This is a genomic window from Streptococcus sp. FSL K6-1323 (assembly GCF_038630745.1).
Classification (GTDB): domain Bacteria; phylum Bacillota; class Bacilli; order Lactobacillales; family Streptococcaceae; genus Streptococcus; species Streptococcus salivarius_D.
Genome location: NZ_CP152039.1, coordinates 1,674,927 through 1,694,226, shown reverse-complemented (window position 1 = coordinate 1,694,226; position 19,300 = coordinate 1,674,927). Strand labels below are relative to the sequence as shown.

Genomic DNA, 19,300 nt, shown 5'->3' with positions numbered 1-19,300 from the left:
ATCATTTTTAATCAAGGAGTATTCAATGTCTAAGAAATTAACATTTCAAGAAATTATTTTGACTTTGCAACAATACTGGAATGACCAGGGTTGTATGCTCATGCAGGCTTATGATAATGAAAAAGGTGCGGGAACCATGAGTCCTTACACTTTCCTTCGTGCCATTGGTCCTGAGCCATGGAATGCGGCTTATGTAGAGCCATCTCGTCGTCCAGCAGATGGTCGTTACGGGGAAAACCCAAACCGCCTTTACCAACACCACCAATTCCAAGTGGTTATGAAACCTTCTCCATCAAACATCCAAGAGCTCTACCTTGAGTCATTGGAAAAATTGGGCATCAATCCTTTGGAACACGATATTCGTTTCGTTGAAGATAACTGGGAAAACCCATCAACTGGTTCAGCTGGTCTTGGTTGGGAAGTTTGGCTTGACGGTATGGAAATCACTCAGTTCACCTACTTCCAACAAGTTGGTGGATTGGCAACTGGTCCGGTAACTTCTGAGGTCACTTACGGTTTGGAACGTTTGGCTTCTTACATCCAAGAAGTAGATTCTGTTTACGATATTGAGTGGGCTCCAGGCGTTAAATACGGGGAAATCTTCCTTCAACCAGAATACGAACACTCAAAATACAGCTTTGAAGTTTCTGACCAAGACATGCTTCTTGAAAACTTCGAAAAATTTGAAAAAGAAGCAGGACGTGCTTTGGAATTGGGTCTTGTTCACCCTGCCTATGACTACGTTTTGAAATGTTCACATACTTTTAACTTGCTAGATGCTCGTGGAGCAGTGTCCGTTACAGAACGTGCCGGTTACATTGCCCGCATCCGTAACTTGGCCCGTGTCGTAGCCAAAACCTTCGTTGCAGAACGTAAGAAACTTGGTTACCCACTTCTTGATGAAGCCACACGCGCAAAACTCCTAGCAGAAGAGGAAGAATAAGCAAAGTTACAAGAATGGAAAATGGGCGAACCTAGTGAGCCCACATGGCTACCCAGAGGCAAGTCGAAGACTTGCTAAAGGGATAGGCACCGCTGTACTGGTATATGGGAATTTTTGAAACGTTAGGTTCAAAAATCAGTTAGCTAAATCCACTTTGATGAGACTGTTGGAAATCTATGTCAAGGAGACACCAGATTTCCATACAGCCTCACAAAGTTAGTTAGCAACGTCCCCAGTACCTAAGGCGCCTATCGAAAAAAGAATTTTGTAAAGGAAAAAACATGACAAAAAACTTATTAGTAGAACTTGGACTTGAAGAGTTGCCAGCCTACGTTGTCACACCAAGTGAAAAACAACTCGGTGAAAAAATGGCAGCCTTCTTGGATGATAACCGTCTCTCATACGAAAGCATTCAAACCTTCTCAACACCACGCCGTTTGGCAGTCCGTGTGATTGGTTTGGCTGATCAACAATCCGATTTGACCGAAGATTTTAAAGGTCCTTCTAAGAAAATCGCTTTGGATGCAGAAGGTAACTTCTCAAAAGCGGCGCAAGGATTTGTCCGTGGGAAAGGCTTGACTGTTGACGATATCGAATTCCGTGAAGTCAAAGGTGAAGAGTACGTTTATGTTACTAAACACGAAGCTGGAAAACCTGCCAAAGAAGTCTTGGCTGGCGTTCCAGAAGTACTTGCTTCATTGACTTTCCCTGTCAGCATGCACTGGGCTAACAACACATTTGAATACATTCGCCCAGTTCACACCTTGACAGTTCTTTTGGGCGACGAAGCGCTTGACCTTGACTTCTTGGATATCAAGTCAGGTCGTGTGAGTCGTGGACATCGTTTCCTTGGACATGAAGTGGAAATTACCAATGCGGATTCTTATGAGGAAGACCTTCGTACTGTTTACGTGATTGCGGATAGCAAAGAACGTGAAAACATGATTCGTGAGCAAATCAAAGCTATCGAAGCAGAACAAGGTGTTCAAGTCCAAATCGAAGAAGGACTTTTGAATGAAGTCTTGAACTTGGTCGAATACCCAACTGCATTTATGGGAAGTTTCGATACTAAGTATTTGGACGTTCCAGAAGAAGTCTTGGTGACCTCAATGGAAACCCACCAACGTTACTTTGTTGTACGTGACCTTGACGGTAAGCTTAAACCAAACTTCATCTCAGTCCGTAACGGTAACGCCGAGCACTTGGAAAATGTTGTTCGAGGAAATGAAAAAGTCTTGGTGGCCCGTCTCGAAGATGGTGAATTCTTCTGGCGTGAAGACCAAAAGCTTAAGATTGAAGACCTCGTTGCTAAATTGGCTAACGTGACTTTCCATGAAAAAATCGGTTCTCTCTCAGAACACATGGCCCGTGCTGGTGTCATTGCAGCGTCACTAGCTGAGCAAGCTGGTTTGACTGCCGAAGAAAGAGCAGCCGTAGCGCGTGCAGCTGAAATCTATAAATTTGACCTCTTGACTGGTATGGTCGGAGAGTTCGATGAATTGCAAGGAATCATGGGTGAAAAATACGCCCTCCTTGCTGGTGAGGATGCTGCGGTTGCGACAGCTATCCGTGAGCACTACCTTCCTGATTCAGCAGACGGAGCTCTTCCAGAGACTAAGGTTGGTGCCATCCTTGCGCTTGCAGATAAATTGGATACCCTCCTTTCCTTCTTCTCAGTTGGCTTGATTCCATCAGGTTCTAATGACCCTTATGCGCTTCGTCGTGCAACGCAAGGGATTGTTCGTATCTTGGATGCTTTTGGTTGGCACATCCCTATGGATGAGTTGATCGACAGCCTTTACGCCCTTTCATTTGATAGTCTTTCTTATGACAATCAAGCAGAAGTCATCAACTTCATCAAAGCGCGTGTGGATAAGATGATGGGACGCACATCTAAAGATATCAAGGAAGCCGTTCTTGCTGGTTCAAACTTTGTCGTGGCAGATATGCTTGAAGCAGCTGACGCCCTCTCAGAAGCTGCTAAGGCTGATGGTTACAAGGCGGCTGTTGAATCACTCTCACGTGCCTTCAACTTGGCAGAAAAAGCAGATGCTTCAGTAGCAGTCGATGCCAGTCTCTTTGAAAATGACCAAGAAAAAGCCCTTTCTAAAGCGATTGAAGAGCTTGAATTGACTGGTTCAGCTAGTGACAAATTGGCTCAGCTCTTTGCTCTTAGCCCAGTCATCGATGCCTTCTTTGACAATACCATGGTTATGGCAGAAGATGAGGCTGTTAAAAATAACCGTTTGGCCCTTCTTTCGGGTCTTGTGGCTAAAGCCAAAGCTGTTGCAGCCTTTAATCAATTGAATACAAAATAGAGGTAAAAGGGAATGGATCCTAAAAAAATTGCTCGTATCAATGAGCTTGCTAAAAAGAAAAAAACAGAAGGTTTGACGCCAGAAGAAGCGGTAGAACAAGCAAAACTTCGTGAGGAATACATTGAGGGTTATCGTCGCTCAGTTCGTCACCACATCGAAGGAATTAAAGTGGTTGACGAAGAAGGTAACGATGTGACACCTGAGAAACTACGTCAAATACAACGTGAAAAAGGCTTGCATGGTCGTAGCCTTGATGATCCTGAATCATAATAACTAGTAACAAGGGTTTGGAAGTTTTCCAAGCCCTTGTTTTGAAGTATAAAATTCTGAATATTCTGTATAATATTGACAAATTGTTTCAAAAATGGTACAATATAAGTTATGTTAAAAATTGCAGGACTCAATGAGTCTTGATTAATAGAATTGGAGTGAAAAAAATGTCGCAAAAGCAACATCATAAAGACGACGACAACCAGACTGAGAATGGGATGGTGCGTGGTCTTCAAAACCGTCACGTCCAGCTGATTGCCATCGCTGGTACGATCGGTACAGGTCTCTTCCTTGGGGCAGGGCGTTCCCTTTCCCTAACAGGACCTTCAATCATACTTGTTTATATGCTGACAGGTGTCTTCATGTACCTCATGATGCGAGCTATCGGTGAGATGCTCTACATGGACCCGGACCAACATACCTTTATTAATTTTATTACGAAATACCTTGGTAAAGGCTGGGGATTCTTCTCAGGTTGGTCTTACTGGGTATCACTGGTATTTCTTGGTATGGCAGAAATTACGGCTGTATCGAACTATGTGCAGTTTTGGTTTCCAAGTTGGCCTGCCTGGCAGATTCAGATTGTCTTCTTGATTATCCTAAGTTCGGTTAACTTGATTGCGGTTAAGATCTTCGGGGAAGTTGAGTTTTGGTTTGGGATGATCAAGATTGTCACCATTCTTGCCTTGATAGCTACAGGGATATTTATGGTAGCAACTAACTTTGAAACGCCAGCTGGACATGCTAGTCTTAACAATATCACACAAGGTTTCCAGATGTTCCCTAAAGGTTGGGTGAGCTTTGTCATGACCTTCCAAATGGTCTTCTTTGCCTACCAAGCCATCGAATTTGTAGGGATTACAACATCTGAGACAGCAAATCCACGTAAGGTTTTACCAAAGGCAATTAAGGAAATTCCGATTCGTATTGTCATTTTCTATGTGGGTGCCCTCATTGCCATCATGGCTATCTTCCCATGGCAAAAACTTCCAGTTAATGAATCACCCTTCGTAACGGTCTTCCAAATGGCTGGTATCAAGTGGGCAGCGGCTTTCATTAACTTTGTTGTTTTGACAGCAGCGGCTTCATCATTGAACTCAACGCTTTATTCTACAGGTCGTCACCTTTTCCAAATTGCTAGGGAAACACCAAACAGTAAGGTTATGAAAGCTTTGAAACTTGATACCTTGGCCCGCAATGGTATTCCTTCACGTGCTATCATTGTTTCAGCCATTGTAGTATGTGTTTCAGCCTTCATCAACGTCTTACCCGGTGTATCTGACGCCTTCGCTTTGATTACCGCATCTTCATCAGGTGTCTACATTGCCATCTATATTTTGACCATGCTTGCTCATCTCAAGTACCGTAAGTCTCAAGAGTTTATGGCAGATGGCTTCCTTATGCCAGCCTATAAGATTCTTAATCCATTGACTATCCTTTTCTTCATCTTCGTCTTTGTTTGTCTCTTCTTGCAAAAGTCAACAGTTGTCGGAGCTATTGGGGCAGCCATCTGGATTGTCGTATTTAGTATCTATAGTAACTGGAAACACAGTAAATAAATCAATTTAGCTCACCTTTATGGTGAGTTTTTTGTTGTCAAAAAAAGGATACAAGGTGTCCCAATTATTATCTATGCAATACTTTCTTGGCTTCCATGGTGAAAGAAACCACTTAAGAGGCCCTTACTACGATGGAAAATAGCAGGCTTGTGATCGTTGTGCGAACGACCATTAACATCAAGTTTAGCCCATTCAAGAGCCTGGTGGGCATTTCGGTCTGAGACTGTAGATGTCCCAATATAGCTATAGATGCCTGCTTGAGCGAGAATAAAACCTTGCAGTTGGCGAATATGTTCATCATTGAGTGTTTCGGAAAAATGAATCTTAACTGTCTTATAAGTTAAAGCTTGGACAGACTCAACGATAGGTGACTCTGCTAAGAGATGCAAAAGTTCTTGATGCTTAGTAAAGGACTTATCATAGTCCATTGGAAGAATTATAGTATGGGTAATCCAATCTTCCAAGTTGGCTTTAGCCTTTTTACTAAGACCTCTTGCTGTGATACTGAGGTTATCTATATTGAAAGGAAGTTGGTCGATGTGAGCAGTATTTGAACCATATACCTTTCTGAAAAGAGGTGTACTTGATAGAATATGTCCAGTAGGAGAAATAATAGCTAAGGCAGTTTCCTTGGTTTGGTAACCAAGCTCGTGGCATTCCATGCTAGCGTATGTATCTTTAAATTCAATAATTGCACTTGTTTTCATCGTGTAACTCTCTTTCTGTTAGTTTATAAACTAACAATAGTTTATCATGACTTATTATCTTGGTCAAGATTTTACCTCAAAAAACAAAAAATATTTTTGTAAGGGCTTGCAAAAATATTTGAACTCTGATATTATATAACCATAGCAAAAGGATTGTTACTGGTCAGCAGGCAAAACCTAGATAAATACGAAAAACTAATGGGAGTAGTGTATACTCACCCTAATTGGTTCTTGGTATTTATTTAGGTTTTTTTCGTTGAAAAAGCCTCGAAAGAACTAAAATCCTAGAAAAGAAAGGAGCCCTTATGGCTAAATATACTGAATTAGCTGAAGACATTCTCAAACACGTTGGTGGTAAGCAAAATGTCAATAGCTTAAAACATTGTGTGACACGTTTGCGCTTTGATTTGAAAGATGAGTCTAAAGCAGATGATGACTACCTTAAGAACCGTGACGGTGTTGTTACTGTTGTTAAGGCAGGTGGTCAATATCAGGTGGTTATCGGTAACCATGTCCCTGATGTTTATGCGGAGGTTCTCCAAGTTGGCGGTCTTCCAGCAGGTGGTAGTCTTGATATTGATGAAGGTGATGCGCCTAAAGGGAATCTCTTTGACCGCTTTGTATCTTTGGTTTCAAGTATTTTCCAACCTTTCCTTGGACCTTTAGCTGCAGCGGGGATTATCAAAGGGATAGTTGCTATCATGGCAGCTTGTGGCTTGTCAGCTGCAACGAGTCCTATGTATGTCATCTTTAATGCAGCAGGAGATGGTTTCTTCCAGTTCTTGCCAATCTTAATTGCTTTGACATCTGCTCGTCGTTTCAAGGTTAATGAGTTTACAGCTATTGCGATTGCAGCGGCACTTGTTTATCCTGATATTGCTACGCTGGTGACTGCTCTTCAGAAAGCTGGTCAAGGTCATGTTCTAGGAGTTATTCCATTTGCGCTTCCTGCAGGTGGCTATCTCTCAACTGTAATGCCTTCTATCTTGGCCGTTTGGGTGGCTTCATACATTCAAAAATTCTTTACCAAGATTACTCCAGATGTCATTAAAGTCTTCGTAGTGCCTTTCTTTACATTACTCATTACTGTCCCATTAACATTCTTGGTGGTAGGACCAGTTGCCAATACTTTCTCTGATGGATTGACAAGCCTTTTCCAAGCAATCATGAATTTTAGTCCGATTGTCTTTGGTCTTATACTTGGTATTTTGTGGCAAGTCTTGGTTATGTTCGGAATGCACTGGGCGCTTGTTCCTCTTGCTATCTTAGATGTGGCAACAAACGGAAGTTCTACTATTCTTTCAGCGGCTATCCTTCCATGTTTCACGCAAACAGGTGTGTTGGGAGCTATCATGCTTAAAACGAGAGAAGAAAAAGTCCGTACCATCTCTATGCCAGCCTTCATTTCATCTATTTTTGGGGTTACAGAACCTGCTATCTATGGGGTAACCCTTCCAATGAAAACGCCATTCTACATTTCATGTGGTGTTTCAGGACTTATGGGGGCTGCCATGATGGCCCTAGATATTAAGACGTATTCAATAGGTGGTCTGGGTGTCTTTGTCTTCCCAAGCCTTATTGGACCTGACGGTAATCTTTCTAAAGTTATCATTGCCATTATCATTGCCATTGTGGGTGGTGTTCTTGCCTTTCTTATCCAACTCTTTGTACGAGTACCAAATCTATACGGTGGTGGAGCAGCTAAGGTTGAAGAAAAAGCTGAGGAAGCTGCACCTGCTCCTAAAGAAATGCAACAAAAAATTATTGCAAGCCCACTCATCGGGAATGTCGTACCACTTGACCAAGTGCCTGACCAAGTCTTTGCTTCAGGAGCTATGGGTAAAGGTATCGCTATTGATCCTACTGATGGGGTAGTGGTCGCACCAACTAAGGCAACGGTGAATTTAGTCTTTCCTACTGGTCATGCGATTGGTTTGACAACTGAAAATGGTGCAGAACTTCTCATCCATATTGGTATGGATACTGTTTCTCTTGCTGGAAAAGGGTTCAAGACCTATGTAGAAGCAGGGGATGTCGTAGAAGCGGGTCAAAAACTTATAGAATTTGACCTAGCAACTATCCGAGACGCTAAATTACCAGTTATCACACCAGTCATTGTAACCAATACAGCTGACTTTGATGATGTCTTAACAACTAAAGAAGCTCGTGTTAACACTGGTGATTATCTCCTCACCGCTGTTAAATAAAAAAGAAATCCGAGAATCAGCTTCTCGGATCAGAATGAAGACAAACATCGTTTTTGATGTTTGTCTTTTTTATATTCTTACCTAATTCTCCTATAATCCAATAATATTGAGATATTGGGGTAAAATTATAGGTCTTTCCTGTCATCATTTTTACCAATTTTTTGATATTTAGACACGCTAAAGTAAGCCCAACCTTATCTTCCATTTTGGACTTTCCTTTTTCTCTGGTATAACGTAAGTTATGATATTCTTTAGCTGTTCCGAATAACCGTTCTATCGTTTCTTTACGGTGTTGATACCGTTCTTTCATACCACTTTGATGGCGAATATCTTCACAGACTTCTAGGGCATCTTTCCAAATATGACGCACAACAACTTTTTGGTTCTGGCGACTTTCTGTACAAATAGCTAACAAGGGACAGGTCTTACAAATTTTAGGATTACTTTTATACTCTCGATAACCTTCACGTGTGGTTGTACGATAAGTTAACACCTTGTTCTCTGGACAAAGATAACAATCAAAATGCTCGTCATAGACAAAGTCTTTTGGACGTAAAAAATCTTTCTTACCTCTTGGTCTAGTGTAAGGGAAAACTGGTGTAATCCCTTTTTCTAGAAGAAACTTGGCAATACTAGGTGTTTTATAGCCTGAATCCGCAATAATGAATTCAGGAGAGAATGGTTCTAGTTTGACAAAAAGAGCAGAGAAAGCCTGACTATCATGGATGTTTCCTGCTTCAACCGTATAAGCTAAGGCCCAACCGTGTTTATCACAAGCTACTTGAGCATTGTAAGCGAAGACTTCCTTATGTTCCCCCTTATGAAACCAACCACTGTCTGGGTCTGTCGTTGATTGTTTCTTAGGTTTAGCCTCGCTTTTTTTGGCGGGCTTTAAGAGCTTTTTTGCGTGTTTTCTCCTATCTAAATTAATCTCAATCTCCAGTTGTTCACTCATGAATTTAGCTTTTTGATCAATAACAACAGTTTTGTACTTATGATTATTAGCAGCTGCCTTGATATGGGTCCCATCAATGAAGATTTCTGAGGGATCAATGAGCCCCGCTTCCAAAACATGATGAAGCACATGACTAAAAATGTGTGCTAACACTTCCTTGTTTTGAAAGCGTCGGCTATAGTTCTTACCGTAAGTTGTAAAATGAGGCACCTTATCGTTCAGAGATAAGCCAAGAAACCAACGGTAAGCCGTATTCACCTCAATATCTTTAATGGTTTGGCGCATAGAACGAATGCCATAAAAACATTGAATCAACGGAATTTTAACTAATAAAACGGGGTCTAGACTAGGGCGACCATTATCCGAGGAATAACTATCTTCGACAAGATCATAAATAAAAGAGAAATCAATCGTTTCCTCGACTTTTCTTAGAAAATGGTCTTTAGGCACAAGTTCATCAAGCGTATAGAATCCTACTTGACGTCGATTGTATTCGGGATTTTCTTTGTGAAACATAGGAACACCTCATCAAATACCTTTTTCTTTTATTATACTCCTTCAAAGCAAGAAAAGTCCCCAGAAGTATAACTTCTGAGGACTTTGTCTTCAATCTGGGATTTTTGTTTATTTGAATTTGTAGTCTTTAACGACTTCAACGGAATTAACCGTTACATTCTCTTTTGGTTTGCTGTTGTCATCGACTTCAAGGTTAGCAATGGTATCAACAACATCCATACCTTTGATGACTTGTCCAAAGACAGTATATTTGGTATCACCAGCTGGGTAACCACCTTTTTTGTAGGCGTCAATGATAGGTTTTGGATAGCCAGCATTTCCTAATTGCTTGCTTTGATCGTCCTTGTTTTGAACAATGTAGAATTGGCTGCCGTTTGAATTTTTAGCACCAGTATTGGCCATGGCAAGTGCGCCACGGATGTTGTAGAGGAATGGTGTAGGCTCAACAGCGAAACCCTTCTTCCAGATAGATTCTCCTCCAGTACCGTCACCCTTAGGGTCACCACTTTGAATCATGAAGTCCTTGATGACACGGTGGAAGGTAAGTCCATCATAGTATTTGTCCTTGGCATGTTTCAAGAAGTTTTCAGAAGCCTTAGGAGCAAGTGTAGGGAAGAGTTTGACTGTGATATCACCCTTTGAAGTATGGAGGATAACTTCAGCTTCGTCCTTACCGACCTTATCTGACAACTGTGGGAAGGCATCTTTTCCAGATTTTTGGGCTTTTTCTAATTGTTTAGTGAATATCTTATTATCAACATAAGCATCTCCACGAACGGCGCGTGCGATGTTCTCACGAAAGGCAAAACCTAGGCCTGCGATAACAAGTACAATAATTAATGGAATGTACTTTTTAATGTTTTTCATATATAACTCCTTTGGTGCATTATACCTACTATTGTAGCAGAAAAAAACCTTTTGGGAAACGGTTAACAGGGGTCTTTAAATATGGTAGAATGGGACTATCAACAAGAAAATGAACAATGGGACTAGATAGAGGGAAAAGGTTGCCTTAGGCTATGCCTGGCTTTTGAAGGGACGCATGCTACTTGCTCTTATCAGAGATAGGTGTCTAAATCCTAACTATAGAAAACTTCGCTAAGCTGAAGTGACCTCTTGTTTGGATTTCTTGAAAAAAGGAGATTTTTATGTCAACTAAAGCAGAATGGGCTGAACTCTTTGAGTCGGTACACGGGCGTAAGCCTAGCCCCCAAGAATTTTTGGATGCTAAAGCAGCTGACTTTGATACAAGTGCTTTGGCTGCTCAAGCAGCATCTGTAGAAGCACCAGCTAATGAACCTGTCGCTGAAGAAGTAGCTCCAGAACCAGTTGCTACTGAAGAAGTCACAGAACAAGATGATATCGCAGATGTGGCTGAAACAGCTGAAGATGCTGTCGCAGAACAAGCAAGTAGTGAATCACCATTTGGTGCAGAATCTTTCTCAGAAGCACCTGTGCAACAACCAACACCACAATTTGATTCAAGCATGTTTGAAAAGGCACCTATCTCTTCAGCTCAAGGATTTGGAACAGTTCCTAATCCAGCAGCAGCTGGCTCAGCAGATAACCCTCTTTTCAATCTTATCTTGCCAATCGTTGCGATTGCACTTTCAGTAATCTTTGCAATTTTGGCGTGGTTTGTAAGTCCTGCTTGGGTCTTCATCATCTTGACAGTCCTCGCAGTTGCAGTAGCAGTTGTTTCGCTTGTTTTTAGCCTTAAATCAAGCAAGAAATTGCTTTCAATCATTGCAACAGGCGTTGCTGGTCTCATGCTCTTTGTGTCTATTGGTGGTTTGATTTTCCAAATCTCTCAAAATGCTAGCAACAACAACACAAGCTCAAGCAAGACATCAAAGGTTGCTGATAAAGACGACGATGACGCTGACAAGAAAGATGACGACAGCGATTCAAAATCAGACTCAAAAGGTGATAGTACTGATGTCAACGACTACATTGACAAAAATGCTAAATTTGATTGGAATGAATCTAAGTTCAAGAAGTTGAAAGCAGGTAAAGACACTGTTAAATCAATCGTTAAAACATACGGCAAGGCGTCAGATGCTGAGGTGTCAGGTGATGAGTTGAAGTTGACATACTCTGGTAAAGACTATGGCGAGAGTGTCTACCTAAACTTTAAGAAACAATATGACGGTACATTTATCTTGTCATATGCTTCAGGTAGATTCCCTCAAGATAAGGTAGAAGTTGATAAATCTTATAAATCTGATTGGACAAAAGAACAGTTTGATGCTCTCAATAAGGGTGATTACACTGATCCATCAAATGGTACGAAACTTGAAGATGTCGTTAAGGATCACCCTAAAGCTTCAAGTGCAGAATACACGATTTCAACATCTCGTCAAGGTGAATTCACAAAAGAAATGACTATTTCTTATAGTGATTATAAGGCTGAAGATGGCAAACTCAAGAGTGTTTACTTGTCATTTGATACCAAAGAAGGTGAAGATACATTCTACCTTACTTATAAATCAGGTCCAGATGAGGATTAATTAAGGGACAGGAGGGGAAACCTTCCTGTTTTTTCTTGATAGAAGGAGAAAGCTATTGAAATTCTTAAATTATACATTCGAGCAAAGCCAGTCTCTTGTCACTAAGGAAACTGTAGACAAGCTCAATCAAAAAGGGAGCTGGAAACGATTTATTGGCTTGTTTATCACTTCAATTGTTATTTATTTCTTCTCTATTGCCATGTCTTTTGTAGTATTGTAAAATTTTACTGCCTTTAGGTTCTAATGTACTACCATTTCGTACTTTTAAGAGGTACTATTCTCCTCGTTGCGTAATGACTTGGAGCGTTGCATCCTAGTTTCTAAGGACGTTGCGCATATTTTACTATTCGTTGCGTGCTTTTAGTCATGGGTCTTGATAAATTTAAAGTAACAAATCTGAGGAGGTATTCTTAATGTTACAATTTATTAAGAAAAACAAAACTAATTTTATATAGGTGCTTACTTTTGGATTAATGGGGTTGATACTGAAACCTTTAGTTAATTTATTGGTCAGTTTATCAAACAGATATCCGTGGGTTACGAGAATGTTATTGTTTCTATTACTCGTTGCTACTTACTTTATTTATAAACATCCTCTCTATATAATAGTAATAGCAATTTTGTTAGCAGAGCCTTTTATCAAAGAATAGAAATAAGCTAGGGGTATTAAAATGGACATTGCTACGTTGATTAAAGAATATAGAATTAAAACAGGTATGACTCAGCAAGAACTTGCAGATAAAGTATTTGTTACTCGTCAGACGATTTCTAAATGGGAATTAGGAAAAAGTGAACCTGATAATGTTTCACTGGAACTATTATTTAAAGAGATGAATATTGAAAAAGAATCTCAAAAAGACATTAAAGCTAATTTAATTAGCAGAAAAAAATTTTTACTTACAATAATTGCCGTTTTATTCTCTCCATCGATACTTATTATTAGACTATTGGTACTTAAAATAGGCAAGATAGAAAATAAAAGATTAGTCATTTTGATCAATACCCTTCTCTTTATAATAATTGGGATTTATATGAAGAGTTTAAAGGATAATGTATACTTTGGTTTCTTGGGGATCATTGCAATTGCTTATAGCCTTTATAGTTTTTATAAGCTTAGTTTGGAGATTAAAAAGGACTAGATACATAACTATACATATAAATATAAAAACTACTCTTACTAATATTGAACTGCCCCAAAAAGTGTGATCGAAAAAATCTTACTTTTAGGTGCAGTTTCTTTTCTTCTTTCGTCTATTTTCATGAGATGGCTTGTCGCTTAAGCACCTAAGGTAGTCTCAAAAAATTCTCTCTTATATCCGACCTTATTTTCATAAGACCAGATTAAAGTATGATAAAATAAAGAAAAAGAGATAAAGGAGTCGGCTATGGCAACTAGAGAAGAATGGGTGCGTCACTTTGAGGACGTCAATGGACGTAAACCAAGTCCTGAGGAGTTTATGGAAGCTAAGAAAGAGAGCTTTGTCATTGCTTCGGAGGAACCAAGTGTCCAAGTGTCTGAGCAGGTTGAGGCTCAGCAGGTGGATAGCTCTGAAGCTACTGAAGAGGTGTCAGCTGACTCAGTAGCAGATACGCAACCAGACGAGGCTCAGGTGGCATTAGAGGAGGAAGCTCCTAAGCTAATGCCTGAGTTGAATATGGAGAAAGAGCAAGAAAAAGAAGCTCCAAAGGCAAGTCAGATACCTTTGGAAAACCCTTATTACAAACCAAAAGTAACCAAGAACAATGTTTTTGTTAATATTGCTTTGCCAATCATTATCCTAGTTTTGGGGATTCTATTTGTCATTTTGTCTTGGACGCTTCCTATCGGTTTTGTCTTTACTTTCCTTGCCTTCTTCCTTATCATTCTAGCTATTGTGACTTTGGTTTTGAGTCTGAAGTCGACACGCAAGGCACTATCTATTATTGCCCTAGTCATGTCAATCATCTTCTTTATGACTTCGCTTGCTGGAGCAGGTTATCAAGCGGTGAAATATGTCATGAACCACGCTGAACAGTTCCAAAGTGACGGTCACGATAGAGCTTATCTGTATATCGATGAGAATAATAAGTTTGACTGGACTGAGGATCAGTTTAAGGAGTTGAAGGTTGGTACTTTGACATTGGATGAGGTCTTGGATGCTCACGGTAAGGCGACTGATGCCGAGTATAGTGATGCTTACGAGGAAGATAAACCAGATTTGCTAGATCTTACCTATAGAAAAGAAAACACAGATGGGAACAACTATGTTCGTTTGACTTTCGAGCAAAAAGACGATGTCTATGTTTTGAAATCTGCCTCAGCAACCTTCGACTATGATAAGGTCAAAGAAGTTGATGACTATCATAGCAACTGGACAAAAGATGACTATGAAAAGTTGTCTGTAGGTACACAAGCTGATTTGCTCAAGGGGACACGACTTTCTGAGGTGGTTGAAAAACACCCAGAGGCTAGCTTCACTTATCATGAAATGACACAAACTGAACAAGGCGATCTCACTCAGTCAGTCAGTCTTAGCTACCGTGATTATAATCCAGAAAGTGGTAAGGTAGATGCTGTTCGTTTGACCTTCGACTATGACAAACGTGAAAACGAGTACTTCTTGACAGACAAATCAGACGAATAAGACTACTTTTTAATTAATTCAAGCTCAGGGGTGCCTGAGCTTTTTAGTATCAACAAAAGAGGATAAAATCTGGTATAATAGGAGTGATTGATTTTTCAAGAAAGAAGTGTCACACATGAACATACAACAACTACGTTATGTCGTAGCCATTGCCAATAGCGGAACCTTCCGCGAGGCAGCCAGCAAGCTCTTTGTGAGTCAACCTAGCCTTTCGGTGGCTATCAAGGATTTGGAGCAGGAGCTGAATTTCCAAATTTTCACCCGTACAACGACGGGGGCTGTCTTGACCAGTCAGGGCATGACTTTTTATGAGCGTGCACTTGAGGTGGTACGCAGTTTTGATAGTTTTGAAAATCGCTATCTTAATGCTTCTGAAAAGGGCAACCAGTTTTCGATTGCCAGCCAGCACTATGACTTTTTGCCACCTTTGATTACGACTTTTTCAGAGCGTTATCCTGATTATAAGGATTTCCGTATCTTTGAGTCTACGACTATTCAGATTTTGGATGAGGTAGCCAAGGGGCACAGTGAGATTGGGATTATCTATTTGAATCGTCAAAATAGCAAGGGAATCCAGCAAAATATGGACAAGCTTGGGCTTGAGGCTATTGATTTGATTCCGTTTAAGACGCATATTTATCTCCGTAAGGGGCATCCTCTGGCTAAAAAAGAAAGTCTTGTCATGGAGGACTTGGCGGCCTTGCCAGCAGTGCGTTTCACTCAGGAGAAGGACGAGTATCTTTACTATTCTGAAAACTTTGTGGATACGTCAGATTCGTCTCTGATGTTTAACGTGACAGACCGTGCGACCTTGAACGGTATCTTGGAACGTACGGATGCCTATGCGACGGGATCTGGTTTCTTGGATGCACAAAGTGTGAACGGGATTACGGTTATTCCCCTTGAGGATAATTTGGATAACAAGATGGTTTATGTCCGTCGTAAGGGGATTAACTTGTCATCTTGTGCTCTCAAGTTTGTCAATGTTATGTTTGACTACTTTGATACATACAAACCATAGGAGGACTTATGCGTAAGGTTGCGATTCCTTTGGCTATTCTGGCTCTGATTGGTTTGGATCAGTGGGTTAAGCATTGGGTTGTGGCAAATATTGCCCTTAACCAAGTTATCAAGGCTATTCCTGGACTTTTCAGCTTAACCTATCTACAGAACCGTGGTGCTGCCTTTTCCATTTTACAGGATCAGAAATATTTCTTTGTGATTTTGACGGTTCTAGTGATTGGTGCGGCTATGGTTTATCTGGTTAAGAATTACCAGAAGAGTCTTTGGCTGGTGCTATCTTTGGTTTTGATCATCTCAGGTGGTATTGGTAACTTTATCGATCGTGTGCACTTGGGTTACGTGGTTGATATGGTTCAGCTTGATTTTATTGATTTTGCAATATTTAACGTGGCAGACTCCTATCTAACGGTGGGTGTGCTGCTCTTGATTATAGTCTTATGGAAAGAGGAAAATGGAAGTCATCATTAAAGAGGTGGGAAACCGTCTGGACAAGGCTTTGGCAGATTTGACAGAATTGTCACGTAGTCAGGCCAATGAAGCGATTAAGGCTGGAACGGTCTTGGTTAATGGTAAGTCGGCAAAGGCCAAGTATGCGGTTAAAGAGGGTGATGTCATCACCTATGAATTGCCAGAAGAAGAGGTCTTGGAATACAAGGCTGAAGATATTCCTTTGGATATTATCTACGAAGATGCAGATGTGGCAGTGGTCAACAAGCCTCAAGGCATGGTGGTCCATCCCTCAGCTGGTCACACGTCTGGTACCTTGGTCAATGCTCTGATGTACCATGTCAAGGACCTCTCGTCTATCAATGGTGTGGTTCGTCCAGGGATTGTCCACCGTATTGATAAGGATACGTCTGGCCTCCTTATGATTGCTAAGAATGATAAGGCCCACAATGCTTTGGCGGCTGAGCTTAAGGATAAGAAGTCCCTTCGTAAGTATGTGGCTATCGTGCATGGCAATTTGCCTAACGATCGAGGCGTGATTGAGGCTCCGATTGGGCGTTCGGACAAGGACCGCAAGAAGCAGGCAGTCACAGCTAAAGGAAAACCTGCAGTAACACGATTTACCGTTCTTGAACGTTTTGGCAACTATACTTTGGTAGAGTTGCAGCTGGAAACAGGTCGCACACACCAGATTCGTGTGCACATGGCTTATATCGGTCACCCGGTGGCGGGCGATCCTCTTTATGGGCCACGCAAGACCCTCAAGGGCCATGGACAATTTCTACATGCTAAGACCCTTGGGTTCACGCATCCTACGACTGGAGAATTGGTCGAATTTACAGCGGAAGACCCTGCTATTTTCAAGGAAACCTTGGAGAAGTTGAGAGAAGCTTAACAGTTATTAAACGGATAGTCTTTCTTGGTAGAGGTGTCCGTTTTTTTCTTGTAAAAGAGTCTGAAATTTGCTATAATTTACCTAATTAAATAAGTCCTTTAATCACTGTCCAGAGAGGCAGGCAAGGAGCCATGAGAAGTGTACGGGTGAACTGTACTCATATTTTTGTGTATCTCCTTGTTTTCGAGGGGATTTTTTTGTATTTAGAAAGGTTCTTTTTATGAAGAAAAAAGAGATCGTCGATGACGTAACCATGAAACGTGCCATTACACGTATCACTTATGAGATTATTGAACGTAACAAAAATCTCGACAAGATTGTCTTGGCTGGTATTAAGACACGTGGTGTTTATATTGCACAGCGTATTCAAGAGCGCTTGAAACAGTTGGAAAACCTTGATGTGCCATTGATTGAGCTTGACACTAAGGCTTTCCGTGATGATGTTAAGGCTGAGCAAGACACATCTGTTTTCCCTATTGAAATTGATGGTACAGATGTTATCCTTGTGGATGATGTGCTTTACACAGGTCGTACGATTCGTGCAGCTATTGATAATATCGTTAGCCATGGGCGTCCAGCGCGTGTTGGTTTGGCTGTTTTGGTTGACCGTGGTCACCGTGAATTGCCAATCCGTGCGGACTATGTTGGTAAAAATATCCCAACTAGTGAGTCAGAAGAAATTGAAGTTTTGGTCGCAGAAGTTGATGGCAAAGATAGCGTCAACATTATTGACCCAAGCTAAGTTGGCTGACAGATAGGGTGAAACGCCCTTTGTATCTTGTTAATTGAACACGGGACTCATTTCTTAGGAAAAAAGATAAGTCTCCTAGCACTCTTGGGAGTGCGGTGTCGACTTCCTATTTTTCTACAGAAATGTTTGGCTAAGCCAAAGCGTCCCTTTGTATCTTATTTAACTGAACACGGGCTAAGAGCTGTGTAAAATAGATAAATCTTCCTAGAAGCTAAAGCTTCGGCGTCAGATTTCCTAATTTTACTTTGCTCTTTATACGCCCTTAGTATCTTATTTTAAGGAGTCCTTTGATATCGTGAATAACGTAAAATATGATGTGAATGATATGCCAAAACCTGGTTTATTGGTTGGTTTGTCATTCCAGCACTTGTTTGCCATGTTTGGTGCGACGGTGCTTGTGCCGATTTTGGTTGGGATTGATCCCGCTATTGCTCTTTTCTCATCTGGTTTGGGAACTTTGGCTCACTTGACGGTGACCAAGTACAAAATTCCAGCTTACATGGGGTCTAGCTTTGCCTATATTGCGGCTATGCAGACACTTATGAAGACTGATGGAATTGCAGCGGTCGCTCAAGGTGCCATGGCTGGTGGTTTGGTTTACTTGCTTGTGGCTCTGATTGTTAAGTATGCGGGTAAAGACTGGATTGATAAGGTCCTTCCACCAATCGTGGTTGGTCCCATTATCATGGTGATTGGTTTGAACCTTGCAGCCAATGCAGTCAATGATGCGACAACTTTAAATAAAAGCTATAGTATCTATGCTCTATTGATTTCGATGGTCACTCTCTTTGCGGTTATCCTCTTTAACATGTATGGCAAGAAGATTGTCGGTGTCATCCCAATTTTGCTTGGTTTAATTGTGGGCTATATTTTCTCAGCGGTTCTTGGTTTGCTGACAGGACATAGTTTTATCAATTTCTCAGAGGTAGCGGCGGCACATTGGATTCAAGTTCCAAACTTTGATATTCCATTTGTGGATTATAGCTTTAAGCTCTATCCAAGTGCGATTTTGACCATGGCTCCGATTGCCTTTGTGACGATGACCGAACACTTTGGTCACGTCATGGTTCTAAACAGTTTGACTGAGCGTGACTACTTCAAAGATCCAGGACTTGACCACACCCTTACTGGTGATGGTTTGGCACAGATTATCGCTGGGTTCTTTGGAGCTCCTCCGGTAACTTCTTATGGTGAAAATATTGGGGTTATGGCCCTCAGTAAGGTCTACTCAGTTTACGTTATTGCGGGCGCAGCAGTGATTGCGGTCTTGATGAGCTTTATTGGTAAGCTATCAGCACTCTTGCATTCTATTCCAACTCCTGTATTGGGCGGATTATCTATTGCCCTCTTTGGGGTTATCGCTGCTAGCGGTTTGAAAATTTTAGTTGAACATAAGATTGATTTTGATAATAAAAAGAATCTCTTGATTGCTAGTGTTATCTTGGTATCTGGTATCGGTGGTTTGATGATTGACCTTGGTGGTCTTCAAATTACGGGTGTGGCAAGTTCAACCATTCTTGGTATCTTGCTTTACCAAATTTTGCCAGATCCTAAAAAAGGTAGCAAAGATTAGTC

General features: G+C 41.0%; 17 protein-coding genes. 14 read left to right on the top strand and 3 right to left on the bottom strand.

All coding sequences use genetic code 11. From position 1 onward, the window contains the following. Positions 1-25 precede the first annotated feature (25 nt). From glyQ to NST80_RS07800, 4 genes are all read left to right on the top strand, one after another. Positions 26-943, top strand: a complete 918-nt coding sequence (gene glyQ, locus NST80_RS07815; protein WP_002886077.1) for a glycine--tRNA ligase subunit alpha — start codon at positions 26-28, stop codon at positions 941-943. Between the two features lie 281 nt (positions 944-1,224). Continuing rightward, positions 1,225-3,261, top strand: coding sequence for a glycine--tRNA ligase subunit beta (glyS, locus tag NST80_RS07810; RefSeq protein WP_342504591.1), 2,037 nt, complete (start codon positions 1,225-1,227; stop codon positions 3,259-3,261). Positions 3,262-3,273: 12 nt separating this feature from the next. Beyond that, complete coding sequence (locus tag NST80_RS07805) at positions 3,274-3,531, top strand: DUF896 family protein (RefSeq protein WP_045769030.1); 258 nt, start codon at positions 3,274-3,276, stop codon at positions 3,529-3,531. 167 nt (positions 3,532-3,698) lie between these two features. Further along, positions 3,699-5,090, top strand: coding sequence for an amino acid permease (locus tag NST80_RS07800; RefSeq protein ID WP_342504590.1), 1,392 nt, complete (start codon positions 3,699-3,701; stop codon positions 5,088-5,090). 71 nt (positions 5,091-5,161) lie between these two features. On the opposite strand, the gene NST80_RS07795 is transcribed toward NST80_RS07800, so the two are convergent. After that, positions 5,162-5,797 carry a nucleotidyltransferase gene (locus NST80_RS07795; protein WP_342504589.1) on the bottom strand — a complete coding sequence of 212 codons (636 nt, stop codon included), beginning with the start codon at positions 5,795-5,797 and terminating at the stop codon, positions 5,162-5,164. Between the two features lie 305 nt (positions 5,798-6,102). Between NST80_RS07795 and NST80_RS07790 the strand changes: the two genes are divergently transcribed. Further along, positions 6,103-8,004, top strand: a complete 1,902-nt coding sequence (locus tag NST80_RS07790; RefSeq protein ID WP_175061670.1) for a beta-glucoside-specific PTS transporter subunit IIABC — start codon at positions 6,103-6,105, stop codon at positions 8,002-8,004. A 16-nt stretch (positions 8,005-8,020) separates the two neighbouring features. Here NST80_RS07790 and NST80_RS07785 read toward each other — a convergent pair whose 3' ends face one another. Both NST80_RS07785 and NST80_RS07780 read right to left on the bottom strand, forming a co-directional pair. After that, entirely contained in the window at positions 8,021-9,475 is a 1,455-nt protein-coding gene (locus tag NST80_RS07785) for an IS1182-like element ISSth2 family transposase (protein ID WP_149561212.1), read from the bottom strand. A gap of 108 nt (positions 9,476-9,583) precedes the next feature. After that, positions 9,584-10,342, bottom strand: a complete 759-nt coding sequence (locus NST80_RS07780; RefSeq protein ID WP_002886160.1) for a peptidylprolyl isomerase — start codon at positions 10,340-10,342, stop codon at positions 9,584-9,586. A 281-nt stretch (positions 10,343-10,623) separates the two neighbouring features. Between NST80_RS07780 and NST80_RS07775 the strand changes: the two genes are divergently transcribed. The 9 genes from NST80_RS07775 to NST80_RS07735 all read left to right on the top strand — a co-directional run bounded on the left by NST80_RS07775 (position 10,624) and on the right by NST80_RS07735 (position 19,298). After that, on the top strand, positions 10,624-11,985 hold the full coding sequence (locus NST80_RS07775) for a hypothetical protein (RefSeq protein WP_118057872.1): 1,362 nt from the start codon (positions 10,624-10,626) through the stop codon (positions 11,983-11,985). Positions 11,986-12,040: 55 nt separating this feature from the next. Next, a complete protein-coding gene (locus NST80_RS07770; protein WP_004183021.1) occupies positions 12,041-12,205 on the top strand; it encodes a hypothetical protein in 165 nt (54 codons plus the stop codon). Between the two features lie 451 nt (positions 12,206-12,656). Next, complete coding sequence (locus NST80_RS07765) at positions 12,657-13,124, top strand: helix-turn-helix domain-containing protein (RefSeq protein ID WP_014633472.1); 468 nt, start codon at positions 12,657-12,659, stop codon at positions 13,122-13,124. Between the two features lie 246 nt (positions 13,125-13,370). Continuing rightward, complete coding sequence (locus tag NST80_RS07760) at positions 13,371-14,609, top strand: CD20-like domain-containing protein (protein WP_149561214.1); 1,239 nt, start codon at positions 13,371-13,373, stop codon at positions 14,607-14,609. A 115-nt stretch (positions 14,610-14,724) separates the two neighbouring features. Further along, positions 14,725-15,630: a LysR family transcriptional regulator gene (locus NST80_RS07755; RefSeq protein WP_149561215.1), complete on the top strand. Its 906-nt coding sequence runs from the start codon at positions 14,725-14,727 to the stop codon at positions 15,628-15,630. An 8-nt stretch (positions 15,631-15,638) separates the two neighbouring features. Next, on the top strand, positions 15,639-16,100 hold the full coding sequence (gene lspA / locus NST80_RS07750; protein ID WP_149561216.1) for a signal peptidase II: 462 nt from the start codon (positions 15,639-15,641) through the stop codon (positions 16,098-16,100). Then, positions 16,084-16,974 (top strand): RluA family pseudouridine synthase, encoded by an 891-nt coding sequence (locus NST80_RS07745; RefSeq protein WP_149561217.1) that lies wholly within the window; start codon positions 16,084-16,086, stop codon positions 16,972-16,974. The genes lspA and NST80_RS07745 overlap by 17 nt, the downstream gene beginning before the upstream one ends. A 220-nt stretch (positions 16,975-17,194) precedes the next feature. Continuing rightward, the gene (gene pyrR / locus NST80_RS07740) at positions 17,195-17,716 is read left to right on the top strand and encodes a bifunctional pyr operon transcriptional regulator/uracil phosphoribosyltransferase PyrR (RefSeq protein WP_002886175.1); all 522 of its coding nucleotides are present in this window, start codon (positions 17,195-17,197) and stop codon (positions 17,714-17,716) included. 304 nt (positions 17,717-18,020) lie between these two features. Next, a complete protein-coding gene (locus NST80_RS07735) occupies positions 18,021-19,298 on the top strand; it encodes a solute carrier family 23 protein (protein WP_045769018.1) in 1,278 nt (425 codons plus the stop codon). The last annotated feature ends 2 nt before the right edge of the window (positions 19,299-19,300 follow it).